Below are 16,695 nucleotides of genomic sequence, written 5' to 3' on the forward strand. Positions count from 1 at the left end.
GTCAGGCTGATGCGTTCAACCGGGCACGTAACCAGCAGTAACCTATCACTGCCGACAACAAGGAGCCGATCAGGATCCCCAGTTTTGCCCAGTTAATCAGCTCAGGATCGACGTTGCCAAACGCCAGGCTGGCAATAAAAATCGACATCGTAAAGCCAATGCCGCAAAGAATACCGACCGCCATAATCTGCTGGAAATTCGTTCCTTCCGGCAATTGCGCCACCTTGAGGCGTAACGCCAGCCAGCAAAACAGACTGATACCCAACGGTTTGCCGATCAACAGGCCGGCAATGATCCCCAGCGGTAATATCGAGGTCAGTCCATCAATAGTGACGCCCTGCAGTGAAACGCCTGCGTTGGCGAAGGCAAACAGTGGCAGGATCAGGTATGCCACCCATGGATGCAGAACATGCTCCAGTCGCTTCGCCGGTGAACGCCCGTGTTTTTCCTTCAATGGAATGAAGAAGCCCACGATCACGCCCGCCAGCGTTGCATGCACGCCAGACTTCAGTACGGCAGTCCACAGCACCACGCCGACCAGAATATAAATACCGGTGCGTCTCACTCCGCACAGATTCAATCCTGCCAAAACAAGGATTGCGCACGCGGCAACGCCCAGCGACAGCAGCGAGAGGTCGCTGGTATAGAACAGTGCGATGATTACGATAGCGCCGAGGTCATCAATAATCGCCAGCGCCATCAGGAAGATTTTCAACGCCAGTGGTACACGACTGCCCAACAACGCCAGCACACCTAACGCAAAAGCGATATCCGTTGCCGCCGGGATCGCCCACCCTTCACGGGTGATGGGATCGGCATAGTTGAATGCCAGGTACAGCAGCGCCGGGACAATCATGCCCCCGATAGCAGCAATGATCGGGAACGCCGCCTGACGCAGACTGGCCAGCGAACCTTGCATTAACTCGCGCTTTACTTCCAGACCAATCAACAGGAAGAACACCGCCATCAACGCGTCGTTGATCCACAGCAGCATATTTTTGTTGATCTCAAGCGCGCCAACCCGCAGTTGAACGGGCGTTTCCAAAAAGGCGTGGTACCATCCACTGGTAACCCCGATATTTGCCATCAGCATAGCGACCACGGCTGCGATGATCAGAATGATGCCCCCCGAGGCGTCACTACTAAAAAAACGATGCAGATGTTTCACTTTTATTCTCTCTATTGGGTGAATACTTCGTAAATACTATCTTACACCCTCAAAAAGCTCGTTAAAATTAGATTATTCATGATGGATAAATCGGTTTTTACGATCTATACAGAGTAAGTCGATAAAGATTTTCCGAGCGGAAAACAGAAATAAAAAAGCCTGAGACTTTTCAGTCCCAGGCTTTTTATTCGAGATAAAACTGCGAATTAGCGAGTCAGATCGTCAAAGAACTTCTTCACACCGTCGAAGAAACTTTTGGAGCGCGGACTGTTTTGTTCGCCGGTCGGGCCGCCAAAGCTGTCCTGCAGATCTTTGAGCAGTTGCTTCTGCTTGTCGTTCAGGCCCACTGGGGTTTCAACCACCACGCGGCACAGCAGGTCGCCCTGAGCGCCACCGCGTACAGACTTGACGCCCTTTCCACGCATGCGGAAAAGTTTGCCAGTTTGCGTTTCGCCCGGAATTTTTAGCTTCACGCGACCGTCCAGCGTTGGGACTTCAATCTCGCCGCCCAGCGCAGCCATCGCAAAGTTAATCGGTACTTCGCAGTACAGGTTATTGCCTTCACGTTCGAAAATTGGGTGCTGTTTTACCTGCACCTGAACGTACAAATCACCTGCTGGCGCACCATGTTCACCGGCTTCACCTTCGCCCGCTAAACGAATGCGGTCGCCGGTATCAACCCCTGCTGGGATCTTAACGGACAGCGTTTTGCTTTTCTCAACGCGACCATGACCGTGGCATTTGTTGCACGGATCTTTGATCAGCGTACCGCGGCCCTGACAGTGTGGACAGGTCTGCTGTACGGCAAAAAAGCCCTGACGCATCTGTACCTGACCAGAACCGTGACAGGTTGGACAGGTCTGTGGCTGAGTACCTGCCTTCGCACCGCTACCGTGGCAGACGTCACACTCTTCCAGAGTCGGAATACGGATCTCTTTGGTGACGCCACGCACGGCTTCTTCCAGAGTGAGATCCATGTTGTAACGTAAATCAGCACCACGTGAGGCGCGCTGACGACCACGACCGCCGCCAAAGATATCGCCAAACACGTCACCAAAGATATCGCTGAAGTCAGCCCCGCCGCCAAAACCGCCGCCGCCGCCCATGCCGCCTTGCTCAAACGCAGCATGACCGTACTGATCGTAAGCCGCACGTTTTTGCGCATCGGTCAGGATCTCGTACGCTTCTTTGATCTCTTTAAACTTGGCTTCGGCCTCTTTATCACCCTGGTTGCGGTCCGGGTGAAATTTCATGGCCAGGCGCTTGTAGGCCTTTTTGATTTCACGCTCTTCCGCTGACTTGGAAACGCCTAAAATCTCGTAATAGTCTTGCTTAGCCATCTCTTTTTATCTGCCCCTAACATGCGTGCACGGGCGGAGAGGAAACCTCTTCGCCCGTGCCAGTAATTACCCGTTCAAAGGGCGATTATTTTTTGTCTTTCACTTCTTCAAACTCGGCATCGACAACGTCGTCATCTTTCGCGTTGTTTGCAGAAGCATCAGCGCCTGCTGCACCAGCCTGCTGCTGTGCGTGCTGCTGCTGAGCGATTTCCATCAGTTTCTGGGAAACCTGTGCCAGCGCCTGCATTTTCGCTTCGATATCCGCTTTGTCTTCGCCTTTCAGAGAAGTTTCCAGCGCTGTCAGTGCAGACTCGATGGCAGTTTTGTCGTCAGCTGGCAGTTTGTCGCCTGCTTCTTCAACCTGCTTACGAGTGCTGTGCAGCAGATGGTCACCCTGGTTACGAGTCTGAACCAGCTCTTCAAACTTACGGTCAGATTCTGCGTTCGCTTCTGCTTCGCGAACCATTTTCTGAATTTCTTCTTCGTTCAGACCAGAAGAAGCCTTGATGGTGATCTTCTGCTCTTTACCGCTGTTTTTGTCTTTCGCGGAAACGTGCAGGATACCGTCGGCATCGATGTCAAAAGTAACTTCGATCTGCGGCATACCGCGCGGAGCCGGGCTGATACCATCCAGGTTAAATTGACCCAGATCTTTGTTATCAGCGGCGCGTTTACGTTCACCCTGCAGCACGTGGATGGTTACCGCAGACTGGTTGTCTTCAGCGGTAGAGAACACCTGGCTGTGCTTGGTCGGGATAGTGGTGTTTTTCGCGATCAGTGGAGTCATCACGCCACCCATGGTTTCGATACCCAGAGACAGCGGGGTAACGTCCAGCAGCAGCACGTCTTTCACATCACCGGTCAATACACCACCCTGAACGGCAGCACCGATTGCCACTGCTTCGTCCGGGTTAACGTCTTTACGCGGCTCTTTACCGAAGAACTCAGCAACTTTCTTCTGTACCATCGGCATACGAGTCTGACCACCGACCAGGATAACGTCCTGAACGTCGGAAACAGACAGACCAGCATCCTGCAGAGCAACTTTCAGCGGCTCGATAGAACGGTTAACCAGGTCTTCAACCAGGCTTTCCAGTTTCGCACGGGTCACTTTGATGTTCATGTGTTTCGGACCAGTCGCGTCTGCAGTAATGTACGGCAGGTTCACGTCGGTCTGCTGAGCGGAAGACAGTTCGATCTTCGCTTTCTCAGCGGCTTCTTTAAGACGCTGCATCGCCAGCGGGTCATTACGCAGATCGATACCCTGATCTTTCTTAAATTCGTCAACCAGGTAGTTGATCATACGGCTGTCGAAGTCTTCACCACCCAGGTGAGTATCACCGTTGGTTGCCAGAACTTCGAAGGTTTTTTCGCCGTCAACTTCGTCGATTTCGATAATAGAGATATCGAAAGTACCACCACCGAGGTCATAAACCGCGATAGTACGGTTGCCGACTTCTTTATCCAGACCGTAAGCCAGTGCCGCTGCGGTCGGTTCGTTGATGATACGTTTTACTTCCAGACCTGCGATACGGCCAGCATCTTTGGTTGCCTGACGCTGAGCATCGTTGAAGTATGCAGGTACGGTGATAACCGCTTCAGTTACCGGTTCGCCCAGGTAATCTTCAGCCGTTTTCTTCATTTTTTTCAGCACTTCAGCAGAAATCTGCGGCGGTGCCATTTTCTGACCTTTTACGTCAATCCATGCATCACCGTTGTCAGCACCGATGATTTTGTACGGCATGATGGCTTCATCACGCTGTACTTCTTCGTCCTGGAAGCGGCGGCCAATCAGGCGTTTAATCGCAAACAGGGTGTTTTGCGGGTTTGTCACTGCCTGACGTTTAGCCGGCTGACCAACCAGAGTTTCACCATCCTGGGTATAAGCAATGATAGAAGGCGTGGTGCGATCGCCCTCGGCGTTCTCCAGCACACGTGCAGTAGTGCCATCCATAATCGCTACACAAGAGTTGGTAGTACCCAGGTCGATACCAATAATTTTACCCATCTAAACGTCTCCACTAAAAATTCGGTCATCATGTGGTTGTGAATCTGTAATAAGGGCGAAACGTGCGGTTTCAACTACCCTGAATCGTTTTTTTTCAGACTCACCACTGCGGTTGTCTACAAGATGGGGTCGTAACCCACGTCATCAAGGGGGGCATGAAAATTTTTTTTAGCACAGTGGCGATAAAATTAAGGTAAAAAGGCAGAAAGGTAAAAAAACGAATAGTTTCCAATCAAAATCAATTCACAAAACAAATCAAAACCAGCACGGTCATTCATGTGAAAATTGTAATAAAAAGAAAAGATTACGACCATGAAACGGTTTCCCGTCGGCGGTAAGATGGTCTGATGTCACACACTTTTACAGCCGTCAAAGAGAAATTCCATGAAATCCGTGTTAACCCTTTCCACCAGCCTGCTTATGGGCCTGCTGCTGAGCAGCGCCGCGCACGCTAACGATCATAAAGTTCTGGGTATGATTGCGATGCCCCGCAACGCAACCAACGATCTCACGCTGAGAATTCCCGTTTGCCGGGTAGTGAAGCGCATTCAGCTCACCGCCGATCGCGGCGATATTAAACTTAACGGCGCATCCGTCTACTTCAAAGCAGTACGCACTTCCAGCCAAAGCCTGAACGTCCCGTCATCCATTAAAGAGGGACAAACGACCAACTGGATCACTATTAATAGCGACAACGACAATAAACGCTGCGTGTCTAAAATCACCTTCTCAGGCCAGTCAGTAAACTCCTCTGACATGGCAACGCTGAAAGTTATTGGCGACGATTAATTCCGCACATTTTGATTCAGAAGTCATAGAAAACATGCGGGGCAGACACGCGGTTGATGTGAAAGCCTTTGATCTGGAATAACCACTGCCGCGCCCATGAAGCAGCGCCATCTAGCGATGGGTATTTCTCACCAGATCGTCCACTAAATCCCTCAGCTCCCGGCGGTACTTCAAATCGTCTGTCTTAGCAAAATGATCAACCATGCGTAAGCGTGATGCCCATCACAGGGAAAATAATTCATTTTCCCTTCGTTAGATCATAGACAGTGCCCTCTCCCCTGATTATCATGCCGCGCCCCGAAGACAGTGATCGTTATTTGGGGAAACTATTTCACCATTCAATCAATGATGATTTTGAGGAATTATGGGCAACACTAAGTTGGCTAATCCGGCACCGCTGGGCCTGATGGGCTTTGGCATGACCACCATTCTGCTTAACCTGCACAACGCGGGTTTCTTCGCCTTTGACGTTATTATTCTGGCGATGGGCATTTTCTACGGCGGTATCGCGCAAATATTTGCCGGTCTGCTGGAATATAAAAAAGGCAACACCTTCGGTTTAACCGCCTTTACCTCCTACGGTTCGTTCTGGCTGACGCTGGTTGCAATCCTGATCATGCCGAAAATGGGCCTGGCGGATGCAACCAATGGTCAGTTCCTGGGCGTATACCTGGGTCTGTGGGGCGTGTTCACACTGTTCATGTTCTTCGGCACGCTGAAAGCTAACCGCGCGTTGCAGTTTGTCTTCCTGAGCCTGACAGTGCTGTTCGCACTGCTGGCGGTCGGCAACATTGCAGGTAACGAAGCGATCATTCACGTTGCTGGCTGGATTGGCTTAGTGTGTGGCGCAAGCGCCATTTACCTGGCGATGGGTGAAGTGCTGAACGAACAGTTTGGCCGTACCATCCTGCCGATTGGTGAAGCGCACTAATCTGACGCTATCCCCCCGAACGGGGGGATATTCCTTACAAGCGCTGTAACTCTCCCTGCACGCTCGTATCGCGATGATAAATATCCTGTCGCAGCCAAATCCCCAGACCTAACCCCACCAGCGATAACGCCAGCACATACCAGGCCGGAGCCATTGGCGACACGCTCATTAACATCGTCACGGCGATTGGCGTCAGACCACCAAAAATGGCGTACGACACGTTGTAAGAAAAGGAGATTCCGGTAAAGCGGACCTCCGCCGGAAACGCCCGCACCATCACATAAGGCACAGCCCCCACCACACCAACGCACAACCCTACCAGCCCGTATAACAAGAACAAGTGCTGAGGATGGCTGCCGGTCAGATGGTAGAAAAACCAGCTTGAACAGGCCAGCAGCAGGCTGCCGACAATAAAGGTTTTGCTGGCGCCGACCCGGTCGACAATAAACCCGGCCAGCAGACACCCGACGCACAGCATAATGGTGGCGACACTGTTGGCCTGTAACGTTAGCGCGGGTGCAAAACCATACTGCTTCTGCAACCAGACTGGTGACATCAGGATCACCACCACTATCCCGGCCGATAACAGCCAGGTCAGCAGCATGGAAATGACCACCGCTTTTTTATGTTTGCTCACCACCGACTTCACCGGTAGCTCTTGCGCCAGCGCTTTACGCTGCTGCATTTCGAGGAAGATGGGCGTTTCCTGCAACCAGCGACGCAGGTACATCGCCACCAGCCCAAACACGCCCCCCAACAGGAACGGGATACGCCAGCCGTAGTCATGCACCGCCTGCTGCGTCAGGCTGGTATTCACCAGAGTTGCGACCACCGATCCCAGCAGAATCCCCACCGTCAGCCCGGCGGTCAGCGTGCCACAGGCAATGCCGATGCGGCGCTCCGGTACGTGCTCTGCCACGAACACCCACGCGCCCAGCACTTCTCCGCCGATGGCAGCGCCTTGCAAAATGCGCATCAGGAGTAACAGCAGCGGCGCGAGGATCCCCATTGAGGCGTAGGTAGGCAAAAGACCAATCGCCAGCGTCGGTATCGCCATCAGCAAAATGCTCAGGGTGAACATTTTCTTACGCCCGACCAGATCGCCAAAGTGCGCCATGATGATGCCCCCCAGTGGACGCGCCAGATATCCGGCGGCAAAAATGCCGAAGGTTTGCACCTGACGTAGCCATTCAGGAATGTCTGCCGGGAAGAAGAGTTCGCCAACAACAGCGGCAAAGAAGACGAAGATAATGAAATCATAAAACTCAAGCGCACCGCCGAGGGCAGCAAGCGTAAGAGTTTTATAATCCTGGCGATTCAGCGGTCGAGTGTGTTGTGACATAGCAAACCATGAGTCAGTGGAGTTATTGAATCTGTCTGTCGATATATGTAAAGCAAAAATTACTATATCGTAAACAATTCAATACTCCACTGTCATTGGCACTTATGTCACGATCGGGCTACTTTCAGGCGTTTGTATCGCGGATTGCGCTTTTAGGACGAAAAGATGCTACAACAGCCGGTGCGGTTTCCACATACGGCCCATCCAGTAACTGTATACAATACGGTACACTTGCAAAAATACCCGGCACGATAACCTTACCGTCGGCATCTTTCACGCCTTCCAGCGTTTCTTTGATCGATTTCGGCTGCCCTGGCAGATTCAGAATCAACGCCTGTTTGCGAATCACACCAACCTGGCGGGAGAGAATAGCCGTTGGCACAAAGTGCAGGCTTATCTGGCGCATCTGCTCGCCAAAGCCCGGCATCTGGCGGTCGGCTACGGCCAGCGTGGCATCAGGCGTTACATCGCGGCGGGCCGGACCCGTTCCGCCGGTAGTCAGCACCAGATGACAGCTCATTTCATCCACCAGCTCACATAAGGTCTGTTCGATGATCGCCTGTTCATCCGGGATCAGTCGCGTTTGCAGCTCAAAAGGGGTGGTAAGGGCAGATGCCAGCCACTCTTCAAGGGCCGGGATACCTTTATCCTGGTAAACGCCGCTGGAAGCACGGTCAGAAATGGAAACCAGGCCAATGCGTAAAGTATTCATGATTATTCCGTTTAAACAGTCTCGTTAAACAGAATGATACACTGCGAAGGGAAGGACAGACAGGTTTCAGAAGAGGTAGCGTGACCCATATCAGGGCCACGCATTAATGATTACAGCAGATCGCCGATCATTTTTTCCAGTTTACCCTGGTCTACAGCAAACTTACGGATACCGTCCGCCAGTTTGTCTACAGCCATCGGATCCTGGTTGTGCTGCCACAGGAACTCAGCTTCGGTGATGCGTGCAGGACGCGCTTTCACTTCACCAGAGAAGGACAGTTTACGTTCGATAGTGCCTTCGCTTTCCGCCAGTTCTTTCAGCAGTGCCGGAGCAATAGTCAGACGATCGCAGCCTGCCAGCTCAATGATTTCGCCGACGTTACGGAAGCTCGCACCCATCACCACGGTTTCGTAACCGTGCTGTTTGTAGTACTCATAGATTTCCGTTACGGAAACCACACCCGGATCTTCTGCCGGTGCATACTCTTTCTTGTCAGTGTTGGCTTTGTACCAATCCAGAATACGACCAACAAACGGAGAAATCAGGTATACGCCAGCTTCTGCACATGCGCGCGCCTGCGCGAAGGAGAACAGCAGAGTCAGGTTACAGTTGATACCTTCTTTTTCCAGCTGCTCAGCGGCACGGATGCCCTGCCAGGTTGAAGCCAGTTTGATCAGAATGCGATCGTTGCTGATGCCAGCATCGTTGTACATTTTGATCAGACGTTTTGCTTTCGCAATGGACGCGTCGGTGTCGTAGGACAGACGAGCGTCAACTTCAGTAGAGATACGGCCCGGGACCAGTTTCAGGATCTCCAGACCGATATTTACTGCCAGTTTGTCGGTCGCGTCGACGATCTGCTGTGCGCGGTCGTTGCTCTGCTGCTTAGCCCAGGCTACAGCGTCATCAATCAGCTTGCGGTATTCTGGGATCTGCGCTGCGTTAAGAATGAGAGAAGGGTTAGTTGTGGCATCCTGAGGCTGATACAGCTTCATTGCCGCGATGTCTCCGGTGTCGGCCACTACTGTGGTGAACTGACGAAGGGAGGTCAATTTGTCCGTCATGATAGCGATTCTCTTTAAACAGCTTGTTAGGGGGATGTAACCGATCTTCCCTGATGATAGCACGACGCACTCTCAGCGCAACCGCCTGGATTGTCCGACCCGCCGCTCAGCCCTGATTACGCATCTCACAGCTCGTGATGCGCAATTAAGGATATACCCATTGTTATGGTAAACTCCCGCAATCAATCACCTTATAAGGTATATACTGGTCGATAATTGGTAGCGCTTACACGGGATTATTCGCGCTTACCGGCATCAACAAGAGGGATGTTAATGCCTGATTTTTTCTCATTTATTAATGAAATACTCTGGGGATCGGTGATGATCTACCTCCTGCTTGGCGCAGGATGTTGGTTCACCTGGCGTACAGGGTTCGTGCAGTTCCGCTATATTCGCCAGTTTGGCAAAAGTCTTAAAAACAGCATCAGCCCGCAGCCGGGCGGTTTAACTTCTTTTCAGGCTCTGTGCACCAGTCTTGCCGCGCGCGTCGGTAGCGGGAATCTGGCGGGTGTGGCGTTGGCGATCGCCGCCGGCGGCGCAGGAGCCATTTTCTGGATGTGGGTCTCGGCGGTCATTGGTATGGCAACCTCATTCGCCGAATGTTCCCTTGCCCAGCTGTATAAAGAGCGCGACAGCAAGGGACAGTTTCGCGGCGGTCCTGCATGGTATATGGCCCGTGGATTGGGCATGCGCTGGATGGGCGTACTGTTTGCCATCTTTTTACTCATTGCCTATGGCCTGATTTTTAACAGCGTGCAGGCAAACTCAGTCTCTCGTGCGTTGACCTTTGCTTTTGACATCCCTCCCCTCTTCTCCGGTATCGCACTGGCAATAGTGTCATTACTGGTCATTGTCGGCGGCATTAAAGGCGTTGCCCGCCTGATGCAATGGTTTGTTCCGATGATGGCGCTGCTGTGGATCGGTTGTAGCCTCGTCATCTGCCTTTGGCATTTCGGACAGCTCCCCGGCATTATCATGACCATCATAAAAAGCGCCTTTGGTTGGCAGGAAGCCGCGGCCGGTGCAGCCGGGTATACGCTAAGCCAGGCCATTGCCAGCGGTTTTCAGCGCGGTATGTTCTCTAATGAAGCCGGAATGGGCTCTACCCCGAACGCAGCCGCCTCGGCAGCATCCTGGCCGCCACACCCTGCAGCACAAGGCATTGTGCAAATGATTGGTGTATTGGGCGATACGCTAATTCTTTGTACGGCCAGCGCAATGATCATTTTACTGGCGGGTAATGGCACCACTTATGTGCCAATGGAAGGCATCCAGTTGCTGCAACGAGCCATGGTCTCGCTGACGGGTGAATGGGGGGCCGGATTCGTTGCCTTAATAGTGATTCTGTTTGCCTTTAGCTCTATCGTCGCCAACTACATTTATGCGGAAAACAACCTCATATTCCTGAAACTGGACAACATCCGGGTTATCTGGCTATTACGAATCGCCACCGTTTGCACCGTCATTGGTGGTACGTTAATCAGTTTTCCGCTGGTCTGGCAACTTGCCGACATCATCATGGCTTGTATGGCCATTACTAACCTGACGGCGATTCTGCTGCTTTCTCCGGTTGTACATACCATCGCCAGCGACTATCTGCGCCAGCGAAAACTCGGGGTGCGCCCGGAATTCGATCCGCGCCGTTATCCTGATATCAGACAACAGCTTGCGCCCGATAGCTGGGATGAAACGCCGCGCGAATAGCGCGGCAATCGCAACCATCGATCAATTCAGTCGTTTTTTTTGCTAAAGTCGCAGTAAATTTCCTGCAAGGACTGGATATGCTGATTCTGATTTCACCTGCAAAAACGCTCGACTACCAAAGCCCGCTGGCAACGACACGTCATACGCTGCCCGAGTTGCTGGATCACTCTCAGCAGCTTATTCACGTGGCACGCCAACTCTCTGCACCGCAGATTGGCAAGCTGATGGGGATTAGCGACAAGCTGGCGGATCTGAACGCCACCCGTTTCCATGACTGGCAGCCTGACTTCACACCGGACAATGCACGTCAGGCCATTCTGGCGTTTAAAGGCGACGTCTATACAGGGTTGCAGGCTGAAACCTTCAGCGAGGCGGATTTCGACTTCGCTCAACAGCATTTACGGATGCTGTCCGGGTTGTACGGCGTTTTGCGTCCGCTGGATTTGATGCAGCCTTACCGCCTGGAGATGGGCATTCGTCTGGCCAATGCGAAGGGTAAAGATCTCTACCAGTTCTGGGGAGATACCATCACCGATAAACTTAACGAAGCGCTGGAAGCGCAAGGCGACAGCGTGGTGATCAACCTCGCCTCGGATGAGTATTTTAAATCCGTGAAGCCGAAAAAACTCAACGCTGAGCTTATCAAACCGGTCTTCCTCGACGAGAAGAACGGCAAGTTTAAAGTCATCAGCTTCTATGCCAAAAAAGCGCGCGGCCTGATGAGTCGCTACATTATTGAGAACCGCTTAACGCAACCGGAACAGCTGACCGCATTTAACAGCGAAGGCTACTTCTTTGATGAAGAAGCATCAGGAAATGGCGAACTGGTGTTTAAACGCCACGAGCAATAGTAAAAAGGCCGGATGACGGCTAACGCCTTATCCGGCCTACAGGTTTTGTCGGCCCGCTATGCAAAGCGCCAGCGGGCACAACCGTTAACCGCGGGTCATCATCAACTTGCGCAGTTCAGCAAAATCAGCTGGCAGGTGATGAGAAAGCAGCGGTAAGCCCGCGCGTTCCGCCAGTTCTTTTGGCAACGCCAGCGTCAGGTCAAGAATCTCTTCAACGCTTTCTTTAAACTTCGCCGGATGCGCAGTACCAAGGAACAGGCCGTACTCGCCAGGATTCAGTTGGTCACGCAGCGCTCGGTAAGCCACCGCCGCATGCGGTTCTGAGGTGTAGCCTATCTCATGTAACTCACGCATCGTGTCCTGAGTTGTCGCATCGTCAACAGCGGCATAACCCAGCTCATTCAGACGCCAGATTTTACGGCGGAACAGTTCTTCCACGCGCGGCCAGTTGTTCGGCTGGCTGACATCCATCGCATTCGACAACGTTGCCTGAGTCGCTTTTGGTGCCCACTCACCTTCTGCAAGGAAGCGCGGAACCGTATCATTAACGTTAGTCGCCGCGATAAAACGCTTCACCGGCAAGCCCAGTGATTTCGCCAGCAGCCCGGCGGTCAGATCGCCAAAGTTACCGCTGGGAACGGAAATCACCAGTTGATTACGCGCCTCTTGCGGCAGTTGGGCCACAGCCTCAAAGTAGTAACAGATTTGCGCCAACAGACGGCTGATGTTAATTGAGTTAGCCGAGTTCAGTCCCAGAGCCACCTTCAGCTCTTCGTCATCAAACGCCTGTTTCACCAGCGCCTGGCAGGCATCAAAATCGCCATCAATCGCCACAGTTTCAATGTTACCGCCCAGCGTACAGAACAGTTTTTCCTGTAATGGGCTGATCTTGCCGTTCGGATAGAGGATCACCACGCGCACATTTTTCAGGCCATAAAAGGCATGCGCAACCGCCGCCCCGGTGTCTCCGGAAGTCGCCGTCAGAATCGTTACCGGTTTGTCGCCACTGATGTGCGTCAGCATCTGCGCCATAAAGCGCCCGCCAAAGTCTTTAAATGCAAGCGTAGGGCCGTGGAACAGTTCCAGACAGCCGACATCCGCGGCAACCTGGGCAACCGGAGCCGGAAAGGCAAATGCCGCACGCACGCGCTCTTCCAGAATTTCCTGAGGGATCTCATCACCAATAAATGCGGACAGGATCTTCGCGCTGCGGCTAACGAAGTCCTGGTTCAGCATCTCATCCACTTCTGTCAGATTGAATTCCGGTAGATCGTGCGGAAAAAACAATCCCTGATTCTTGCCCAGTCCTTGCGTAACAGCCTGTGCAAAGCTGACCTGTTCGTTGTGATCTTTCAGATTATACAGTTTCATTGATTATCCCAGTACCCGTGCGCCCGCCGTGTCCAGCCGGCAAATATGAACAAAGCCTTCCTGATTTTGCAGGTAATTTTTACCCAGCCAATCTGCTACGCGCTGTGCCGTATCCGGCTTATCGCACAAAGCGAACAGCGTCGGCCCTGACCCGGATATACCGCTGGCCAGCGCGCCAATTTCTGCGACCGCCTGACGCGCCTGGCTAAAGCCTGGCAGCAAGCGGGTACGATACGGCTCAGCAATGACATCTTTCATCAGCTTCGCGGCCAGAAGAGGCTGACGGGAATAGCAGGCATGGATGAATCCAGCCAGATGCCGCCCGTGAGCGATACAGTCCTGACGGCGATACAGCGCTGGGAGAATCGCCCGCGCTTCAGCCGTCGACACTTTAATCCCTGGATACACCAGTACCCACAGCCACTCATCAAAGCCTGGCACCTGCTGGCTAATAATGCCGTTTTCTTCAATCATTAACTGCATACCGCCCAAAAAGCACGGAGCGACGTTATCGTAATGAATACTGCCGGAGATACGCCCTTCAAGTTCGCCCATTATCGCTAACAGGCGCGTATCGTTGAGCGGCTTACCGCAATGTTCGTTCATAGCGACTAACGCCGCCACGACGGAACAGGCGCTGGAGCCTAACCCGGAGCCAATCGGCATATTTTTTTCCAGCGTCATCGCCACCGGAACGGTTTTACCCAGCTCCTGGCAGAATCGCTCCCAACACTGGTAGACAATATTTTCACGTGGCTCGGACGGCAGTTTGTTGGCAAAGCGCCCAAGGTTGTTCAGGCTGAACTGGTCAGCCGCCTCAACGGACACCACATCACCCAACAGCGAACCGTCCACCGGAGTTACCGCCGCACCGAGTACATCAAACCCGACGCTCATATTGGCACTGGAAGCCGGGGCATAAACTCTCACCATGTCAGACTCCTAACTTCCATGAAAGGGTGCGTAGCAGGTCGGCAAAGACGCCCGCCGCCGTCACATCGTTACCCGCGCCATATCCGCGCAGAACTAACGGTAACGGCTGATAGTAGTGGCTATAGAACGCCAGCGCGTTTTCACCGTTTTTCACTTTAAACAGCGGATCGTTGCCGTCTACTGCATCAATTTTCACGCGACAAACGCCGTCCTCTTCAATATTGCCAACATAGCGCAATACTTTTCCCTCATCACGGGCTTTCGCCACGCGCGCGGCAAAGACGTCATCCAGCTGCGACAATTTCGCCATAAACGCGGAAACATCACCGGAGTCATCAAACTCTTTTGGCAGGACCGGCTCAATGACAATGTCAGAAAGCTCCAGCTCACGACCGGTTTCACGGGCCAGGATCAGCAGCTTACGCGCCACGTCCGTACCGGAAAGATCGTCACGCGGATCGGGTTCGGTATAGCCCATCTCACGCGCCAGGGTGGTGGCCTGCGAGAAGCTCATGCCTTCATCCAGCTTGCCGAAAATAAACGACAGTGAGCCAGAAAGGATGCCTGAAAAACGTTGCAGTTCATCACCTGCGCTGAGCAGATTTTGCAGGTTTTCAATAACCGGCAAGCCCGCGCCCACGTTGGTGTCGTACAGGAATTTACGACGAGACTTCGCGGCGGCAAAACGCAGCTGATGATAGTAATCCATCGACGACGTGTTGGCCTTTTTGTTCGGCGTAACCACGTGGAAGCCTTCACGCAAGAAGTCGGCATATTGATCCGCTACCGCCTGGCTTGACGTACAGTCGACAATCACCGGATTGAGCAGATGGTATTCTTTCACCAGACGAATTAAGCGCCCAAGGTTGAAAGGCTCTTTCGCGCTCTCCAGCTCCGACTGCCAGTTTTCCAGATTCAGACCGTGGACGTTGGTCAGCAGGGCCTTCGAGTTCGCCACACCGCACACGCGCAGATCGATATGTTTCTTTTTGAGCCAGGTTTGCTGACGTTTAAGCTGCTCCAGCAGCGCACCGCCCACGCCGCCTACGCCAATCACAAACACTTCAATCACCTGGTCGGTGTTGAACAGCATCTGATGGGTCACGCGTACGCCGGTGGTCGCGTCATCGTTATTCACCACCACCGAAATAGAACGCTCAGACGAGCCCTGGGCGATCGCTACAATATTGATGTTCGCCCGAGCCAGCGCGGCAAAGAACTTCGCCGAGATGCCGCGCAGGGTGCGCATACCATCACCAACAACAGAGATGATGGCCAGACGCTCAGTCACCGCCAACGGCTCCAGCAGGCCTTCTTTCAGCTCGAGGTAGAATTCATCCTGCATGGCGCGTTGCGCACGCGCGCAGTCGCCCTGCGGGACGCAGAAGCTGATGCTGTATTCAGAAGAGGATTGGGTGATCAGCACCACCGAGATGCCCGCACGCGACATGGCGGCAAAAACGCGCGCCGCCATGCCCACCATGCCTTTCATTCCAGGGCCGGAAACGCTAAACATCGCCATGTTATTGAGGTTAGAAATACCTTTTACCGGCAAATCATCGTCATCACTGCTGGCACCGATCAGCGTACCGGGCGCTTGCGGATTGCCGGTATTTTTAATCAGGCACGGGATCTGGAACTGGGCAATAGGGGTAATGGTGCGCGGATGCAGCACTTTGGCGCCGAAGTAAGAAAGCTCCATCGCTTCCTGATAAGACATCGACTTAAGCAGTCGGGCATCGGGTACCTGACGCGGATCGCAAGTATATACGCCGTCGACATCGGTCCAGATTTCACAACAATCGGCACGCAAACAGGCGGCCAGTACGGCGGCAGAGTAGTCAGAGCCATTACGTCCCAACACCACTAACTCACCTTTTTCATTTCCGGCGGTAAACCCTGCCATCAGAATCATGTGGTCCGCAGGAATACGGCTGGCGGCGATGCGGCGCGTAGATTCGGCGATATCAACGGTAGATTCGAGGTAATGGCCGACAGCCAGCAATTTCTCCACCGGGTCGATGACCGTTACGTTATGCCCGCGTGCTTCCAGCAGGCCGGCCATGATAGCAATCGACATTTTTTCACCACGGCAGATAAGCGCGGCATTGATGCTGTCCGGGCACTGTCCCAGCAGGCTGATGCCGTGCAGGACGTGCTTAATCTGAGCAAATTCTTGTTCAACAAAGGCTTTGAGCTGCGCCAGCGGAAAACCTGGTTGCTCGGCGGCAAGACCCACCAGCAGCTCGGAGAAAATGCGTTCGGCGTCGCTGATATTAGCTAAAGCATCCTGACCACCGATGGTCTTCTCAATCATTGCCACCAGATGGTTGGTAATTTTTGCGGGGGCAGAGAGAACGGTCGCGACCTGCCCCTGTCTGGCATTGCTTTCCAGAATATCGGCAACCCGCAGAAAGCGCTCTGCATTTGCCACTGATGTACCGCCGAACTTCAACACTCGCATGGTTTACCTCATTGCCTT

The 16,695-nt window shown here is 53.1% G+C and carries 13 protein-coding genes; 4 read left to right on the forward strand and 9 right to left on the reverse strand.

What is annotated here, in order from left to right; translation table 11 throughout:
- Position 1: 1 nt before the first annotated feature.
- The 3 genes from nhaA to dnaK all read right to left on the reverse strand — a co-directional run bounded on the left by nhaA (position 2) and on the right by dnaK (position 4,516).
- The gene (gene nhaA, locus C2U43_RS22010; RefSeq protein ID WP_008786152.1) at positions 2–1,168 is read right to left on the reverse strand and encodes a Na+/H+ antiporter NhaA; all 1,167 of its coding nucleotides are present in this window, start codon (positions 1,166–1,168) and stop codon (positions 2–4) included.
- A 206-nt stretch (positions 1,169–1,374) separates the two neighbouring features.
- On the reverse strand, positions 1,375–2,508 hold the full coding sequence (gene dnaJ / locus C2U43_RS22015; protein WP_003829737.1) for a molecular chaperone DnaJ: 1,134 nt from the start codon (positions 2,506–2,508) through the stop codon (positions 1,375–1,377).
- 85 nt (positions 2,509–2,593) lie between these two features.
- Complete coding sequence (gene dnaK, locus C2U43_RS22020) at positions 2,594–4,516, reverse strand: molecular chaperone DnaK (protein ID WP_003829739.1); 1,923 nt, start codon at positions 4,514–4,516, stop codon at positions 2,594–2,596.
- Positions 4,517–4,900: 384 nt separating this feature from the next.
- Here dnaK and C2U43_RS22030 point away from each other — a divergent pair, with 384 nt between their 5' ends.
- Both C2U43_RS22030 and satP read left to right on the forward strand, forming a co-directional pair.
- Positions 4,901–5,305, forward strand: coding sequence for a DUF2541 family protein (locus C2U43_RS22030; RefSeq protein WP_057066993.1), 405 nt, complete (start codon positions 4,901–4,903; stop codon positions 5,303–5,305).
- A 364-nt stretch (positions 5,306–5,669) separates the two neighbouring features.
- Positions 5,670–6,236: an acetate uptake transporter gene (gene satP, locus C2U43_RS22035; RefSeq protein ID WP_003829744.1), complete on the forward strand. Its 567-nt coding sequence runs from the start codon at positions 5,670–5,672 to the stop codon at positions 6,234–6,236.
- Positions 6,237–6,270: 34 nt separating this feature from the next.
- Here the strand turns inward: satP and C2U43_RS22040 are convergent, their stop codons facing one another.
- From C2U43_RS22040 to tal, 3 genes are all read right to left on the reverse strand, one after another.
- On the reverse strand, positions 6,271–7,578 hold the full coding sequence (locus C2U43_RS22040; protein WP_103285788.1) for an MFS transporter: 1,308 nt from the start codon (positions 7,576–7,578) through the stop codon (positions 6,271–6,273).
- Positions 7,579–7,702: 124 nt separating this feature from the next.
- On the reverse strand, positions 7,703–8,290 hold the full coding sequence (mog, locus tag C2U43_RS22045; protein ID WP_003018973.1) for a molybdopterin adenylyltransferase: 588 nt from the start codon (positions 8,288–8,290) through the stop codon (positions 7,703–7,705).
- Positions 8,291–8,400: 110 nt separating this feature from the next.
- A complete protein-coding gene (gene tal / locus C2U43_RS22050) occupies positions 8,401–9,354 on the reverse strand; it encodes a transaldolase (protein ID WP_003829752.1) in 954 nt (317 codons plus the stop codon).
- 273 nt (positions 9,355–9,627) lie between these two features.
- On the opposite strand from tal, the gene C2U43_RS22055 reads away from it, so the two are divergent.
- Both C2U43_RS22055 and yaaA read left to right on the forward strand, forming a co-directional pair.
- A complete protein-coding gene (locus C2U43_RS22055; protein WP_020996236.1) occupies positions 9,628–11,058 on the forward strand; it encodes an alanine/glycine:cation symporter family protein in 1,431 nt (476 codons plus the stop codon).
- 77 nt (positions 11,059–11,135) lie between these two features.
- Complete coding sequence (yaaA, locus tag C2U43_RS22060) at positions 11,136–11,909, forward strand: peroxide stress protein YaaA (RefSeq protein WP_032942329.1); 774 nt, start codon at positions 11,136–11,138, stop codon at positions 11,907–11,909.
- A gap of 84 nt (positions 11,910–11,993) precedes the next feature.
- Here yaaA and thrC read toward each other — a convergent pair whose 3' ends face one another.
- The 3 genes from thrC to thrA are packed head-to-tail and all read right to left on the reverse strand — an operon-like array spanning position 11,994 to position 16,677.
- Positions 11,994–13,280 (reverse strand): threonine synthase, encoded by a 1,287-nt coding sequence (thrC, locus tag C2U43_RS22065; RefSeq protein WP_103285789.1) that lies wholly within the window; start codon positions 13,278–13,280, stop codon positions 11,994–11,996.
- A gap of 3 nt (positions 13,281–13,283) precedes the next feature.
- Positions 13,284–14,213 (reverse strand): homoserine kinase, encoded by a 930-nt coding sequence (gene thrB, locus C2U43_RS22070; protein ID WP_103285790.1) that lies wholly within the window; start codon positions 14,211–14,213, stop codon positions 13,284–13,286.
- 1 nt (position 14,214) lies between these two features.
- On the reverse strand, positions 14,215–16,677 hold the full coding sequence (gene thrA / locus C2U43_RS22075; protein ID WP_003829761.1) for a bifunctional aspartate kinase/homoserine dehydrogenase I: 2,463 nt from the start codon (positions 16,675–16,677) through the stop codon (positions 14,215–14,217).
- Between the last annotated feature and the right edge of the window lie 18 nt (positions 16,678–16,695).

Origin of the sequence: Citrobacter freundii complex sp. CFNIH9, from assembly GCF_002903305.1 — a bacterium.
Lineage (GTDB): Bacteria > Pseudomonadota > Gammaproteobacteria > Enterobacterales > Enterobacteriaceae > Citrobacter > Citrobacter portucalensis.

Coding starts and splice junctions, on each gene's coding strand:
- dnaJ (WP_003829737.1), bottom strand. CDS start 2,508: ATGGCTAAGCAAGACTATTACGAGATTTTAGGCGTTTCCAAGTCAGCG.
- dnaK (WP_003829739.1), bottom strand. CDS start 4,516: ATGGGTAAAATTATTGGTATCGACCTGGGTACTACCAACTCTTGTGTA.
- C2U43_RS22030 (WP_057066993.1), top strand. CDS start 4,901: ATGAAATCCGTGTTAACCCTTTCCACCAGCCTGCTTATGGGCCTGCTG.
- satP (WP_003829744.1), top strand. CDS start 5,670: ATGGGCAACACTAAGTTGGCTAATCCGGCACCGCTGGGCCTGATGGGC.
- C2U43_RS22040 (WP_103285788.1), bottom strand. CDS start 7,578: ATGTCACAACACACTCGACCGCTGAATCGCCAGGATTATAAAACTCTT.
- mog (WP_003018973.1), bottom strand. CDS start 8,290: ATGAATACTTTACGCATTGGCCTGGTTTCCATTTCTGACCGTGCTTCC.
- tal (WP_003829752.1), bottom strand. CDS start 9,354: ATGACGGACAAATTGACCTCCCTTCGTCAGTTCACCACAGTAGTGGCC.
- C2U43_RS22055 (WP_020996236.1), top strand. CDS start 9,628: ATGCCTGATTTTTTCTCATTTATTAATGAAATACTCTGGGGATCGGTG.
- yaaA (WP_032942329.1), top strand. CDS start 11,136: ATGCTGATTCTGATTTCACCTGCAAAAACGCTCGACTACCAAAGCCCG.
- thrC (WP_103285789.1), bottom strand. CDS start 13,280: ATGAAACTGTATAATCTGAAAGATCACAACGAACAGGTCAGCTTTGCA.
- thrB (WP_103285790.1), bottom strand. CDS start 14,213: ATGGTGAGAGTTTATGCCCCGGCTTCCAGTGCCAATATGAGCGTCGGG.
- thrA (WP_003829761.1), bottom strand. CDS start 16,677: ATGCGAGTGTTGAAGTTCGGCGGTACATCAGTGGCAAATGCAGAGCGC.